The organism is Limnobacter thiooxidans (assembly GCF_036323495.1).
GTDB lineage: Bacteria > Pseudomonadota > Gammaproteobacteria > Burkholderiales > Burkholderiaceae_B > Limnobacter > Limnobacter thiooxidans.
The window spans coordinates 2,117,600-2,131,725 of sequence record NZ_AP028947.1 but is presented as its reverse complement, the minus strand read 5'-3'; the positions used below and the strand labels follow the sequence as shown (position 1 = coordinate 2,131,725).

The following is a 14,126-nucleotide window of genomic DNA, read 5'->3' as shown; positions in this document are numbered from 1 at the left end:
AGTTCCTGTTTTTGTCGTAAAGTGGGGCCTAAACCCAATCGTATCGCAACACGCATTTGAAGTGACCTTGATGATAGACGAACGCGCCCGTTCCATATTGAAAACATTGGTTGAAAGGTACATCACGGATGGAAGCCCGGTGGGTTCGCGGGCCTTGTCCAAGTGGTCTACGCTGGATCTGAGTCCCGCCACTATCCGCAATGTGATGGCTGATCTTGAAGAATTGCGCTTGGTGGTGTCGCCACACACGTCAGCTGGACGCGTGCCCACACCGCAGGGTTACCGGATGTTCGTTGATTCCCTGTTGACGGTCAAACCACTGGCCATTGATGTGCAAACCGCCTTGAGCGGTGGTATTCAACGCGAAGACCCGAACCGCGTGTTGAGCAAGGCCGTGAATTTGCTGTCCAGCCTGTCGTCGTTCGCAGGTGTCATCACTGCGCCCAAAAAGGCAGCCCTGTTTCGTCACGTGGAGTTTTTAAGTCTTTCGGACAGAAAGGTGTTGCTGATCATTGTGACTCCTGATGGGGATGTGCAAAACCGGATCTTGATTGTTGAAAAGCCTTACACCCAGTCTGAGCTCAGCATGGCTGCCAATTTTTTCAACCAGCATTTTGCAGGTCTGACTTTTCAGCAGGCCAAGCAACGTTTGTCGGAAGAACTGCACCAGATCAGCCAGGACATCAGCAAACTCATGCAGGCTGCCGTGAATGCGGGTACCGAATCCGAGGAAAGCGCCACAGATGGCGTCTTGTTGTCTGGTGAAAGAAAGTTGCTGGACGTGTCGGATCTGTCAACCGACATGGACCGTTTGAAAAAGATGTTCGGGGTGTTCGAACAGCGCACCGCCTTGTTGAGGCTGCTGGAGAGTTCGAACCGCGCCGAAGGTGTGCAGATTTTTATCGGTGGCGATTCCAGCCTGGTGCCCATGGAGGAAATGAGCGTGATTTCCGCGCCGTACCAGGTCAATGGCGAAGTGGTTGGCACCTTGGGGGTGATCGGCCCCACACGCATGGCCTATGAGCGACTCATTCCTATTGTGGATATCACATCCAAACTCGTTTCTTCTGCGCTGTCCGATCCGGACTAGGGTTCCGTTTCACCACGGTTCGCTTTCGGTATACTTCAAGACTTGTTGTTCACTAGGCAGTATCCATGCGCACCGAAGCCCCTTTTCGCCACGGCACCCCCCAAAAAACAGCTGTACTGCTTGTCAATCTGGGTACGCCGGACAATGCAGACACACCTTCCTTGCGTCGTTACCTGAAAGAGTTTCTTTCGGACCCACGGGTGGTTGAAATTCCAAAATTGATCTGGTGGATCATTTTGAACGGCATCATTCTGCAAATTCGCCCCAAAAAATCTGCTGCCAAATATGCCACGGTGTGGACTGATGAAGGTTCGCCCCTGATGGCGATTGGCAAGCGGCAAGTGCGGGTATTGAGTGAGGCCTTCAAGGCACGTCGCTGGGATGTTCGGGTTGAGCTGGCGATGCGCTATGGCAACCCGTCTGTGGCCAGCCGTATGGATCAGCTTCGCAAAGACGGCTATGACCGAGTCCTGGTTTTTCCGCTTTATCCTCAATATGCTGCTGCAACAACAGCCTCTGTGTTTGACGCTGTGTTCGACTGGGCCAAACCCGTGCGTAATATTCCGGAGTTGCGCCTGGTCAAGCACTATCACGATCACCCGGCCTACATTCACGCTTTGGCCGAAAGTGTCCGCAAGCACTGGCAGATCAACGGCAGGCCGAATTTTGAAGGTGGTGATGTGCTGTTGTTCAGCTTCCACGGCGTGCCTGAGATGACTTTGCTCAAAGGAGACCCTTACCATTGCGAATGCTACAAAACGGCGCGTCTGCTAGTCGAGGAATTGGGTTTGCAAAAAGGCGATTACCGTGTGACATTCCAGAGCCGTTTTGGCAAAGCCAAGTGGCTTGAACCCTACACAGACAAAACCCTGGAGGCCCTGGGCAAGGCGGGTACCAAGCGGATTGATGTGATGTGCCCCGGTTTCATGGCAGATTGCCTTGAAACCCTGGAGGAGATCAACCAGGAAGGCCGAGAAGACTTTCAGCACGCAGGTGGTGGCGAGTTCCATTACATTGCCTGCCTGAACGACAGCGAATTGTCTGCTGCCATGTTGTCGGAAATTACAGCCCAGCACATGCAGGGCTGGCCGGTTGATATGGGTTACGAAGAGTCCATGGCACTTGAATTGGCGGAAAGCCGAAAACTGGCCCTAGAGATGGGTGCGCAATAGCGATTCAGGGTATTTTTCGGCAAATAAGAGCAAATCAATCGAATTGGGGGCTTGAAATTCATGTTCAAGCCCCCAATTGCCGTCCAGAGCAGGAGCGATTGATGCGTGAATTGATCGCTTCCATTGAATTCACTTGGAGGAAAAGACATGTCAGAACCCACTGGAAAGCCGAACACAGACGAGCAACAGTCTGCACAGGCCCCAGAAGGTCAGCAGCAAGGTACGCCGACCCCGGATCAGCCTGAGCAGGCTGCGCAGCAGCCCGAAGCGCCTCAGGACGAGGTCTCCGTATTGCGGGCAGCGCTGGAAAATGCCCACCTTGAAGTTGAGAAGTCAAAGGAAGTGTACTTGCGACTGGCCGCTGACATGGAAAACCTTCGCCGTCGCACCCAGGAAGACGTGGCCAAGGCCCACAAATACGCCATTGAGTCATTTGCTGAATCACTGGTACCTGTGCGCGACAGCTTGGAAATGGCGCTCTCCGTTGAAAATCAGACCCCTGAAGCATTGAAAGATGGTGTGTCCGCCACCCTGCGTCAGCTTGAAGCGGCATTTGAACGCGGAAAAGTGGTGGTATTGAACCCGGTTGGCGAAAAATTCAACCCGAACCAGCACCAGGCAGTGGCCATGGTGCCCGGCAGTTCGGTCGAGCCTGCTGTAGCGCCAAACCACGTGGTGTCGGTGCTGCAAAAGGGTTACTTGATCAATGACAGGGTGTTGCGCCCGGCCTTGGTGTCTGTAGCCCAATAAAAAATGAAACCTGGGGTTGAATAACCCCTTGAACTGGAGGGGTTTAGCCCCATATCCGGTCTAACAACATACATTTGAATTCAGAAATTACGGAGAAATTCATGGGAAAGATTATTGGCATTGACTTGGGTACAACCAACTCTTGCGTGGCCGTATTTGAAGGCGGTGGCTACAAAGTCATCGAGAACTCGGAAGGTGCGCGTACAACCCCTTCCATTATTGCTTACATGGAAGATGGCGAAATTCTGGTGGGTGCGCCCGCCAAGCGCCAGGCTGTGACTAATCCGAAGAACACGCTGTACGCAGTCAAGCGCCTGATTGGCCGCAAGTTTGGCGATGCTGAGGTTCAGAAAGACATTGACATGATGCCTTTCTCCATCATGAAAGCCGACAACGGCGATGCATGGGTCAGCGTACGTGATCAGAAACTGGCTCCCCCGCAGGTGTCAGCCGAAGTGTTGCGCAAAATGAAAAAAACTGCGGAAGACTACCTCGGCGAAGAAGTGACAGAGGCTGTGATTACCGTGCCTGCTTACTTTAACGACAGCCAACGCCAAGCCACCAAGGATGCGGGCCGCATTGCAGGTCTGGATGTCAAGCGCATCATTAACGAACCCACTGCTGCTGCATTGGCCTTCGGCATGGACAAAGCTGAAAAAGGCGATCGCAAAATTGCGGTGTATGACCTGGGCGGCGGTACATTCGACGTGTCCATTATTGAAATTGCTGACATTGACGGCGAGAAGCAGTTTGAAGTGCTGTCCACCAACGGCGACACATTCCTTGGCGGTGAAGACTTCGACCAGCGCATCATCGACCACATCATCGACGAGTTCAAAAAGAACAATGGCGTTGATTTGTCTAAAGACCCGATCGCTTTGCAGCGCATCAAGGCTGCAGCCGAGCGTGCGAAGATCGAATTGTCGTCTTCACAGCAAACCGAGATCAACGAGCCCTACATTGCGATGGCCAACGGCGCGCCAATGCACTTGACCACCAAGCTCAGCCGTTCCAAGCTGGAAGCCCTGGTGGAAGACCTGATCAGCCGTACCGTTGAACCCATGAAAATGGCGTTGAAAGATGCCGGTTTGTCCGCATCGCAAATCGATGACATTATTTTGGTAGGCGGTATGACCCGCATGCCCAAGGTTCAGGAAGCAGTCAAGAACTTCTTCGGCAAAGAGCCCCGCAAAGACGTGAACCCCGATGAAGCCGTGGCTGCAGGTGCGGCTATTCAGGGCTCCGTATTGAGTGGTGACCGCAAGGACGTGTTGTTGCTCGACGTATCACCGTTGTCCCTAGGTATTGAAACCATGGGCGGTGTGATGACCAAGATGATCGAGAAGAACACCACCATTCCAACCAAGTTCAGTCAGGTGTTTTCGACTGCCGATGACAACCAGCCTGCCGTGACCATCAAGGTGTTCCAGGGCGAACGTCAAATGGCCAACGACAACAAGAGTTTGGGCGAATTCAACCTGGAAGGCATTCCGCCTGCACCACGTGGCGTACCGCAGATTGAAGTGACCTTCGACATTGACGCGAACGGTATCTTGCACGTGTCTGCGAAAGACAAGGGCACAGGCAAAGAGAACAAGATCGTTATCAAGGCCAACTCTGGTTTGTCTGAGGACGAAATCCAGAAAATGGTGAAAGACGCCGAAGCCAACGCGGCCGATGATGCCAAGCGCCGTGAACTGGCCGAAGCCAAAAACCAGGCCGATGCGCTGGTGCACAGCACCCGCAAATCGCTTGGCGAATACGGCGACAAGCTGGAAGCCGGTGAAAAGGAAAAAATTGAAGCCGCATGCAAGGCTTTGGAAGAAGCAGCCAAAGGCGAGGACAAGGAAGCCATTGATGCCCGCACCAAGGAGTTGGCGGAGTCTGCCCAGAAGTTGGGCGAGAAAATGTATGCTGACATGCAGGCCCAGCAAGCTGCGGAAGGTGCTGCTGCGGGTGCAAACCCAGGTGGTGCCGAGCAGCCACAGTCTTCTTCCAAGAAAGACGATGCAGACGATGTCGTTGATGCTGATTTCAAGGAAGTCAAAGACAAGTAAAGTGGGCAGCGGCGCTCATTAAAGGCGCCGCCTGAAACCAAGGGCACACTGGTTGGCTGCATTCTTGCGGTTTCTCAGTGAAGCCCTTTTTGTACGAATAAAAGCGGTGTTTCGCAAACTGCGCAAGCTGCATGAAATGAGACTGACATGGCAAAACGGGACTTCTACGACATTTTGGGTGTACAAAAAAATGCCACAGACGATGAGCTGAAAAAGGCCTATCGAAAAATGGCCATGAAGTATCACCCTGACCGCAACCCGGACAGTGCAGATGCCGAGGCCAAGTTCAAGGAAGCCAAAGAAGCTTATGAAATGTTGAGCGACGCCAAAAAGCGCGCGGCTTACGACAGACATGGTCACGCGGGTGTGGATCCCAATATGGGTGGCGGTGGCGCAGGCGGTTTCTCGGACTTCTCTGATGCGTTTGGCGATATCTTCGGGGACATTTTTGGCGGGCGCGCTGGCGGTGGCGGCGGTTCACGCCAGTCGGCCATGTACCGTGGTTCTGACCTGAAGTACAACATGGAAATTACCCTGGAGCAGGCTGCGAAAGGGTTTGATACCCAGATCCGGGTTCCAGTGTGGGACAACTGTGGGACTTGTTCCGGTAGTGGTGCCAAACCCGGCACCAAGCCTGAAACCTGTTCCACTTGTGGTGGGTCTGGTGCAGTGCGCATGACGCAAGGCTTCTTTAGTGTGCAGCAAACCTGCCCGAAGTGCCATGGCACAGGCAAAATGATTCCACACCCATGCCATGACTGTGAAGGCCTGGGCCGCAAGAAAACCAACAAAACCCTTGAAGTGAAAGTACCTGCCGGTATTGACGATGGCATGCGCATTCGCTTGAGCGGCAAGGGTGAACCTGGAGTGAATGGTGGCCCTGCGGGTGATTTGTATGTTGAAGTGCACCTGAAAGAACATGCTGTATTCCAGCGCGACGGCGATGACCTGCATTGCGAAATGCCTGTGTCCTTCGCGGCTGCAGCCTTGGGCGGTGCCATTGAAGTACCGACCTTGGGCGGCAAGGCTTCATTCGACATTCCAGAGGGTACGCAGACCGGTAAAACATTCCGTTTGCGTGGCAAGGGTATCAAGGGGGTTCGATCTTCCTATCCCGGTGACCTGTTTTGCCACATCGTGGTGGAAACACCGGTTCGGTTGTCTGAACGTCAGAAAGAGTTGCTGAAGGAGTTTGAGCAGTCCTGTACGGCGGACGGTGACAAGCATTCGCCGCGAGCGAAAGGCTGGATGGACAAGGTCAAAGACTTCTTCGGCTGACACCTGCTGGGGCTTTCGTTGTCTGGAAAACCGCTGGTCGCGACTGGCGGTTTTTTTTCGCAAGCTATTTTCGGTGTTCGTTGTTACTCATTTCGTCTTGCGTTACGCAGGCCTTGTTCGGTATTCGTTGTTACTCATCTCGCCTTGGTCAAGGCTGATTTCCCGACTTCTTGATTCTAGCTTGGGGAATGCGAAACGCTTAAGCGTCTTCGCATCGATTCCTGACAGAATCGCCCTGCGCTGCGAATCAGCCGGGAAGCCTTGCCCTGAATCGGCAAGATGATGCAGCAAACGAACACCTCGCAGGCTGCGAACTCGCTTCGGAGAAAGGGCCGGTAACAACAAACACCTCTCAGGCTTCGAAGTTGAGCCAGTACTGGGCCTATGCTTCGATGAACGCTGCAGGTCGCAGGTCGTATGAATTACAGGTGTAGCCCGTTCAAGTTTGCAAAGGCAACATTGCCCTCGCACCGCCATTCAAGAAAGCCTGCCCGTTTTGAAATTCACACGCAACGTTCGGCGATAAGCCGACACCCTGGTTCGGCCATGTGTTTTGCCGAACCAGGGTGAGTCAGTGTGAAATCAAAAAGGGGAATACAGGCTTTCGGCGGAAGAGGGTATGTGCCTTGCAAACGAAGAACGATTCATGCGCCTTGTAAACAAAGAAATGGCATGCGCCTGCGCAAACCAAGAAGGCATGCGCCTTTTTCAGGCTACAGAGGTAGTGCTCTCGGTCGCTTCGTAGCCCAAGCGTACGTAAATTGGTGCGAATGGTTCGGCTTGGGTGACTTTCACCAGCCCTTCCCGGGTCAACTCAAGCATGGCAATGAAGTTGACCACCACCACAGGTACGCCGCGTGCCACATCAAACATGTCAAAAAATTCGACAAATTTCTGGGTTTGAAGCCTGCGAAGTATCATGGTCATGTGTTCGCGGACTGAAAGTTCTTCCCGCGAAATGGTGTGGGCCTTGACCAGCGAGGCCCGTCGCAAAATAGCTTGCCACGCGTCGCGCAGTTCATCCGGATTCACATCCGGAAAACGTTCAACCGTGTTTGGGTCGTGAAATGCGTGAGCGATCCAGAAGTCTCGGCCCACCAGCGGCACCTTGTCCAGCTCTTGGGCGGCTAGCTTCATCTGTTCATATTCAATCAGACGGCGTGCCAGCTCAGCGCGAGGATCTTCCGCTTCGTTTTCTCCATCTTTTGGAATGACGGGCAGCAACATGCGGGATTTGATTTCGATCAACATGGCAGCCATCAGCAGATACTCGGCAGCCAGTTCCAGATTTCGCGTTCGAATTTCCTCAATGTAAGTCAGGTATTGGCGAGTCAATTCCGCCATGGGAATGTCGAGAATATTGAAATTCTGCTTTCGGATCAGGTAAAGCAGCAAGTCCAGTGGCCCTTCAAAAGCCTCCAGAAATACTTCCAGCGCATCTGGTGGAATGTAGAGATCTTTGGGTACGTTGAACAGCGGTGAGCCGTACAGGCGTGCCAAGGCAACACCGTCGACTGTGTTTGGAGTGCTGTCCTTGGGCGTCAGCACGCCGATGTCGTCCAATCCGTTGCTCACGTGTTGGACGGCTTACTTGTTTTGGTAAACGTAGGGCTTCTGCGCCACTTTGGCTTGTTTGAAGTCTTCCTGCAGTTTGCGATCCAGTTGCTTGTCCCACAGTAGCGAGCGGCCCTTTTTCTGCTCGTTTTCGAGGTGAGGGCGTTCGGTTTTGAGTTGTGTCAGGAACTGTGTGGCTTCAGATTCATATTGCATGGTGATTTGCCAAATAAATGGTTTAAAAGGAATTTTCCTATTTTATCAGGCCCCAGCTTGATGCTCGACACAAATCTCGTGTGCGTGAGACATTGCCGATGAAAAGTCGTCCTGAATTTGTCCTGGAAGCAGTTGTGCCAGAAATCCACTGCGTTTGAATAGTGAAAGGGCCTGGTGGTTCAGACCGCAGAACAATACAGTGTGGCCAGCCCGTTGAAGGTCCGCATTCAATTCTTCGAGACATTCCAGCGCGGTGGTATCAATTGAAATGGTCTGGTGCAGGTCAAGAATCAGCACCTTGGTTGACTTTTCAGTATTCAGGATCAGGTTTTCAATCTTCCCCACCACTGCGAAAAACAGTGAGCCATAAATTTTGTAGGCCACAATGCCATGGTCGCGGTCTTCGTCCTTCAAGTAAATTGGAATGAATTCCGTCAGTGTAGACACGCGATAAATAAAGAAAACAGCGGCCAGCACCATGCCAACTTGCACGGCCACTGTCAGGTCGACAACCACTGTGAGCAAAAAGGTGGCAAGCATGATGACGCGATACACGCCACTGTATTGCTTGAGTTTTGGAAACTCGCGCCATTCACCCATGTTGTACGCGACAAACATCAATACCGCGGACAACACTGCCAGAGGAATATGAAATGCCAAGGGCGCTGCCACCAGCATGATGAGCAGCAATGTGAGTGAATGAACAATGCCTGCAACCGGCGAATTGCCTCCAGAGCGAATGTTGGTTACCGTGCGTGCAATCGTACCTGTGGCAGGCATGCCGCCGAACAGGGGAGAGGCCATATTGGCCAGGCCTTGGGCCATCAGTTCCTGATTGGGATCATGTTTCTCGTGGGTGATCCCATCGGCAACACGGGCACACAACAGAGATTCAACTGCGCACAGAAAGGCGATAGTCAAAGTGGGGCCTATCAGTGTTTGGATACTGGCCAATTGAATGGAGGGCCAGGCAAGCGTCGGAAGACTCCGGGGAATTTCACCAAACTTGCTTCCGATTGTTTCTACATCAAGACCTATTCCGAAAGAAACCACTGTGCCAAGTACCAACAAGATCACGGAGCCAGGGACACTTTGAAGCATTTTGGGAAATTTGCCTGCGGTACTGTTCTTGCCAAGAAGGGAGAAAAATTTTGGCCATAGAAAAAGGAAGGCGAGGCTGATACTGGCCAGAATAAATGCTGACCAGCTTAGGCTAGGTATGGCTTGTAACAAGGCCCAATTTCTTTCGAAAAAATTGCCCTGACTTAATTCGACATTCAGCCCAAAAAAGTCTTTGATTTGAGACAAGGCAATCAGCACTGCAATCCCGTTGGTGAAGCCGATCACAATACTGACCGGAATCAAACGGATCAAGCTTCCGAGCCCCGTAAGTCCCATCAGAAAAAGAAGCATCCCGGCCATCAGTGTGCAGGCGATTAGATTGGCAACGCCGTACTGGTTGACAATGCCCAGCACTACCACAATGAATGCGCCAGCGGGTCCGCCGATCTGAACACTGGATCCGCCAAAGGCGGAAATAATAAAACCAGCCACGATGGCTGTGAACAGGCCTGTCTGGGGCTCCAGCCCGCTGGCGATGGCAAATGCCATGGCAAGTGGCAAAGCCACCACGCCAACGGTAATGCCCGCACCCAGATCTTTCATGAAACGCTGTGAGTTGTATCCCTGCAAGCTGCTGGTTATGCGTGGCTTGAAGGGCTTGAGCGTTTTCAGAAACTGGGGTGTGGCCATTGGTTCCTTTAGCTGATTTTCATTCCCGGGGTAAGTTGACCCAAGGCCGTCAGGGTGCTCAATGCACTGTCGTTGTCAGACGCTGCGCACAACACCATGCCTTCTGACATGCCAAACTTCATTTTTCTGGGGGCCAGATTGGCCACTACCACCACGAATTGACCTTGCAGGCTTTCTGGTTGGTAGTGCGCAGCAATACCGGAGAAAATGTTCCGGGGTTTTTCCTCGCCCAGATCCACTGTCAATTGAAGCAGTTTCGTTGAGCCTTCAACCGCCTTGCATTCTTTCACCAGCCCGATGCGCAGATCTATTTTGGCGAAGTCATCAATGCTGATATGTTCACCTGACACGGCGCTTGCAGGCGCCGTGTCCTTTTCTTTGGCGGATTTCTTGATCTCGGTTTTCACTGTAGCGGGTGCGGCAGGTGTCAGCGATTGCTTGTTGGCTTCTACCAGCGCGTCGATCTGTTTTTGATCCACACGTTGCATCAGGTGTTTGAATGCCTGTACGGGTGTGTCGTTGCGCAGTGGCGTATCAACATCAGCCCAAGTCATCGGGCTAATGCCAAGTATGATTTCGGCATTGCCTGCAAGTACAGGCAGCACGGGCTTTAAGTACAGGGTAAACAGACGAAACGCTTCCAGACAAATGGAACAGGCTGTTTGCAGTTCGGCCTGTTTGTCTGCGTTCTTCGCCAGTTCCCAAGGCTTTTCCTGGTCCACATAGGCGTTGACCTTGTCGGCGCAGGCCATCACCTCGCGAATTGCCTTGCCGTATTCGCGTTCGTTGTAGAATTCGGAAATTGCTGCAGCCTGCGCACGCAGCTCAAGCAGCAATGGATGAGTCATGGCTGAATCCAGCACCCGACCTTCAAAGTTCTTCACCAGAAAACCGGCGCTGCGGCTTGCGATGTTGATGTACTTGCCGACCAGGTCGCTGTTTACACGGGCTGTAAAATCTGAAAAGCTCAGGTCAAGGTCTTCCATTGTGGAATTCAGCTTGGCGGCAAAGTAGTAGCGCAGCCATTCCGGATTCAGGCCCTGCTTGATGTAACTTTCCGCGGTAATGAAAGTGCCACGGCTTTTGCTCATTTTCGCGCCGTCAACTGTCAGAAAACCATGTGCATTCACCTTGGTCGGGGTACGCAGGCCGGCAAACTCCAGCATAGCTGGCCAGAACAGAGCATGGAAATAAAGAATGTCTTTGCCGATGAAGTGGATCATCTCGGTGTTGGTGTCGGCTTTCAGGAATTCCTGGTAATCGACACCAATGCGTTCGCACAGGTTTTGAAAACTTGCGAAGTATCCTACGGGCGCATCAAGCCACACATAGAAGTATTTACCGGGTGCATCGGGAATTTCGAACCCGAAGTAGGGTGCATCCCGTGAAATGTCCCAATCGGCGAGTTTGCCACTGCCTTCCTCGCCCAGCCATTCCTGCATTTTCCGGCTGGCCTCGACTTGCAGGCGGCCAGGGCTTTGTGTCCACTGGCGCAAAAAGTTTTCACAACGAGGGTCTGATAACTTGAAAAAATAGTGGTCAGAACTTTTGCGAATTGGCGCAGCACCGGATACGGTGGAATACGCGTTTTTCAATTCAGTGGGTTGGTAGGTGGCACCACATACTTCGCAGGAATCGCCATATTGATCTTTCGCGCCACATTTCGGGCATTCGCCTTTGATGAAGCGGTCAGGCAGAAACATTTCCTTGACCGGGTCATAAAATTGTTCAACCGAACGGGTTTGAATCAGGCCTGCGTCACGAAGCCGTGTGTAGATGGTTTCGCAATGGGCCTTGTTTTCGGGTGCGTTGGTTGAGTAGTAATTGTCGAAGCCCACATGGAAGCTGGCAAAGTCGCGCTGGTGTTCAGTGCTGACTCTGGCAATCAGTTCTTCCGGACTGATTCCTTCCGACTGGGCACGCAACATGACGGGGGTGCCGTGCGTGTCGTCTGCACACACGTAATACACCTCATGGTTTTGCATTTTCTGGAAGCGAACCCAGATGTCGGTTTGAATGTACTCGACCAAGTGGCCCAAGTGGATGGCGCCGTTTGCATACGGCAATGCGGAGGTAACAAGGATTCGGCGTGTCACGGTGTTGTTCTTTGAGGTTGTTCTGGACGCAATGCGTTATTGTACGCGATTGGCGGTGTTGAAGCGCTGTTTTGGTGCCCGGGACCGGAATCGAACCGGTACGCCCCTTTTACGGTAAGCGACGGATTTTAAGTCCGTTGTGTCTACCAATTTCACCACCCGGGCCGATGGATAAAAAACTTGGAGGCGGGGGTCGGAATCGAACCGGCGTACACGGAGTTGCAGTCCGCTGCATGACCACTCTGCCACCCCGCCAAGGGTGTTCCGCCAAAAAGTGGCGGGCAAAGAAAAGGGGAAGTGTAACACTTCCCCTTAGGAATTTGGAGCGGGAAACGAGACTCGAACTCGCGACCTATACCTTGGCAAGGTATCGCTCTACCAACTGAGCTATTCCCGCGTTTCAACAACGTGTGTGTCGTTGAGAGAACGAAATTATAGCAAGAAAATTTTTTGTGTCAAACGTTTTTGCAAAATAATTTCATTTATTTATGGCTTGCCTAAAAAGTGTGCAAACCCAAGCCTGTCGGGGCTTTCGGACCTTTCAGGTTTTCCTGTTTCAAGCTATTGATTCTGTTGTGAAATGTAATTATTCCAGCCTCGCTTTCGCAAATCGCAGGCTGGACATTCCCCGCAGCCAAAGCCCCAATCATGCTCATGGGTTCTGTCACCTGTGTAACAGGTGTGGGTGTCTCGTACGATGATTTCGAGCAATTTTTCTCCCCCGAGTTGTTCGCCCAGCTGAAATGTTTCGGTCTTGTCGATCCACATCAAGGGTGTTTCGAATCGGAAGCTGCTGGCCATTCCCAGGTTGGTGGCCACCTGTAAGGCTTTTAATGTGTCTTCGCGGCAGTCCGGATAACCTGAAAAATCGGTTTGGCACATGCCGCCTACCAAGGTTGATAATCCGCGTCGATAGGCGACAGCCGACGAAATCAGAAAGAAGACGAGGTTACGGCCAGGAACAAATGTGTTGGGCAAGCCATTTTCGCTGAGTTCGATTTCTCGTTCTTCGGTCAGAGCACAATCGGAAATCTGCCCCAGCCAACTCAGATCAATGACACGGTCTTCACCAAGTTTCTCAGCCCACTCTGGAAACTTTTCACGAATTCGGTCTAGTACCGTGAGTCGGCATGCCAGTTCAATACGGTGTCGCTGCCCATAGTCAAAGCCGATGGTTTCAACCTGATCAAATTTTGACAGCGCCCAAGCGAGGCAAACAGTGCTGTCTTGCCCGCCGGAAAACAGCACCAGTGCTTTTTTGTTCATGGTGATTAAAAGTAATTGTGCTTTAAACCGCTATTTTAGCTGCACAAACAAAAAACCCCCGCAGGTGGTGCGAGGGTTATATTGGTTCTTTACAGCAGATCAGCTGGCCATGCCTGTTGAGATGGCATATTTGACCAATTGAACGCTGGAGTCCAGGTTCAGTTTTTGAAGCAGCCGGGCGCGATAGGCGTCAATCGTGCGTGGCGATACCTTGAGCAGTTCCGCAATTTCACGGCGTGGCCGCCCTTGGGCGATCAATGTCAACACCTGACGTTCACGGCGGGTCAGCTGTGTGCCTTCCTCTTGTTCATTCAAGGTGTGCATCTGGTTGACTGATTCAACGCGCTCGGTCGGTGACCCACTGTTCACCGCGCGGGTGGCTACCAGTTCGGGGGCCACATAACGTATACCTGTGGCCACGGTGTCGATGGCTTCACGCAGTGTCTCAACGGATGATTGGCGGCTTACACAGGCCCAGACTCCGGGCTTGAAAGCCAATGCCAGGATATCCTGCGCGGTGCCTTCGCACACCAGGACAATCCTGACATCGCTGTAGCAAGAACCAATGTGTTGAACAACTGCCTCACCGTGTCGATTGGTTTTCTCGATCGTGATGACGACGATTCGCGTTTCAGCACTTGACAGGTGGTTGTCGATTTCCTCAATGGTTGTCCGGTTAGTGACAAACATGGGCTGTAGGCTGACAGTTCTGCCCGCGTTGGCTGGTGTATTGGGGGGCTGATTGCGCTGGGGTTGTGGTCTTCCGGTCAAACCCTTGTCATTTTTCATAATCCCACCCGTGTGTGGCTGGCTGGGCCAGCTCGGTATAAAGGTCATTTACGCCCCGCTTTTCAAGATAGTTTGCATTTCAGCTTATCCGTTTTGTACTGTCGTG

The 14,126-nt window shown here is 52.4% G+C and carries 11 protein-coding genes and 3 tRNA genes; 5 read left to right on the top strand and 9 right to left on the bottom strand.

What is annotated here, in order from left to right; translation table 11 throughout:
- Positions 1–73 precede the first annotated feature (73 nt).
- From hrcA to dnaJ, 5 genes are all read left to right on the top strand, one after another.
- On the top strand, positions 74–1,090 hold the full coding sequence (hrcA, locus tag RGQ30_RS09715) for a heat-inducible transcriptional repressor HrcA (RefSeq protein ID WP_338284884.1): 1,017 nt from the start codon (positions 74–76) through the stop codon (positions 1,088–1,090).
- A 65-nt stretch (positions 1,091–1,155) separates the two neighbouring features.
- Positions 1,156–2,262, top strand: coding sequence for a ferrochelatase (gene hemH / locus RGQ30_RS09710; RefSeq protein WP_130556108.1), 1,107 nt, complete (start codon positions 1,156–1,158; stop codon positions 2,260–2,262).
- 147 nt (positions 2,263–2,409) lie between these two features.
- Positions 2,410–3,012 (top strand): nucleotide exchange factor GrpE, encoded by a 603-nt coding sequence (gene grpE / locus RGQ30_RS09705; RefSeq protein ID WP_130556109.1) that lies wholly within the window; start codon positions 2,410–2,412, stop codon positions 3,010–3,012.
- 101 nt (positions 3,013–3,113) lie between these two features.
- Positions 3,114–5,069: a molecular chaperone DnaK gene (gene dnaK / locus RGQ30_RS09700; protein ID WP_130556110.1), complete on the top strand. Its 1,956-nt coding sequence runs from the start codon at positions 3,114–3,116 to the stop codon at positions 5,067–5,069.
- A gap of 147 nt (positions 5,070–5,216) precedes the next feature.
- Positions 5,217–6,347 (top strand): molecular chaperone DnaJ, encoded by a 1,131-nt coding sequence (gene dnaJ, locus RGQ30_RS09695; protein WP_130556111.1) that lies wholly within the window; start codon positions 5,217–5,219, stop codon positions 6,345–6,347.
- 708 nt (positions 6,348–7,055) lie between these two features.
- Here dnaJ and RGQ30_RS09690 read toward each other — a convergent pair.
- The 9 genes from RGQ30_RS09690 to RGQ30_RS09650 all read right to left on the bottom strand — a co-directional run bounded on the left by RGQ30_RS09690 (position 7,056) and on the right by RGQ30_RS09650 (position 14,020).
- On the bottom strand, positions 7,056–7,922 hold the full coding sequence (locus tag RGQ30_RS09690) for a segregation/condensation protein A (RefSeq protein WP_130556112.1): 867 nt from the start codon (positions 7,920–7,922) through the stop codon (positions 7,056–7,058).
- A gap of 12 nt (positions 7,923–7,934) precedes the next feature.
- A complete protein-coding gene (locus RGQ30_RS09685) occupies positions 7,935–8,117 on the bottom strand; it encodes a DUF3460 family protein (protein WP_130556113.1) in 183 nt (60 codons plus the stop codon).
- Between the two features lie 45 nt (positions 8,118–8,162).
- Positions 8,163–9,869, bottom strand: coding sequence for a SulP family inorganic anion transporter (locus RGQ30_RS09680; protein ID WP_130556114.1), 1,707 nt, complete (start codon positions 9,867–9,869; stop codon positions 8,163–8,165).
- 8 nt (positions 9,870–9,877) lie between these two features.
- The gene (gene metG, locus RGQ30_RS09675; RefSeq protein WP_130556115.1) at positions 9,878–11,965 is read right to left on the bottom strand and encodes a methionine--tRNA ligase; all 2,088 of its coding nucleotides are present in this window, start codon (positions 11,963–11,965) and stop codon (positions 9,878–9,880) included.
- A gap of 72 nt (positions 11,966–12,037) precedes the next feature.
- A tRNA-Leu gene (locus RGQ30_RS09670) sits at positions 12,038–12,130 on the bottom strand.
- Between the two features lie 16 nt (positions 12,131–12,146).
- A tRNA-Cys gene (locus tag RGQ30_RS09665) sits at positions 12,147–12,220 on the bottom strand.
- A gap of 66 nt (positions 12,221–12,286) precedes the next feature.
- A tRNA-Gly gene (locus tag RGQ30_RS09660) sits at positions 12,287–12,362 on the bottom strand.
- 164 nt (positions 12,363–12,526) lie between these two features.
- On the bottom strand, positions 12,527–13,231 hold the full coding sequence (queC, locus tag RGQ30_RS09655; protein WP_130556116.1) for a 7-cyano-7-deazaguanine synthase QueC: 705 nt from the start codon (positions 13,229–13,231) through the stop codon (positions 12,527–12,529).
- 99 nt (positions 13,232–13,330) lie between these two features.
- Complete coding sequence (locus tag RGQ30_RS09650; RefSeq protein ID WP_298215773.1) at positions 13,331–14,020, bottom strand: response regulator transcription factor; 690 nt, start codon at positions 14,018–14,020, stop codon at positions 13,331–13,333.
- Positions 14,021–14,126: the final 106 nt, after the last annotated feature.

Bases quoted from the DNA above. Each gene is read 5' to 3' on its own strand.
- hemH (WP_130556108.1), top strand. From the start codon at position 1,156: ATGCGCACCGAAGCCCCTTTTCGCCACGGCACCCCCCAAAAAACAGCT.
- grpE (WP_130556109.1), top strand. From the start codon at position 2,410: ATGTCAGAACCCACTGGAAAGCCGAACACAGACGAGCAACAGTCTGCA.
- dnaK (WP_130556110.1), top strand. From the start codon at position 3,114: ATGGGAAAGATTATTGGCATTGACTTGGGTACAACCAACTCTTGCGTG.
- dnaJ (WP_130556111.1), top strand. From the start codon at position 5,217: ATGGCAAAACGGGACTTCTACGACATTTTGGGTGTACAAAAAAATGCC.
- RGQ30_RS09685 (WP_130556113.1), bottom strand. From the start codon at position 8,117: ATGCAATATGAATCTGAAGCCACACAGTTCCTGACACAACTCAAAACC.
- RGQ30_RS09680 (WP_130556114.1), bottom strand. From the start codon at position 9,869: ATGGCCACACCCCAGTTTCTGAAAACGCTCAAGCCCTTCAAGCCACGC.
- queC (WP_130556116.1), bottom strand. From the start codon at position 13,231: ATGAACAAAAAAGCACTGGTGCTGTTTTCCGGCGGGCAAGACAGCACT.
- RGQ30_RS09650 (WP_298215773.1), bottom strand. From the start codon at position 14,020: ATGAAAAATGACAAGGGTTTGACCGGAAGACCACAACCCCAGCGCAAT.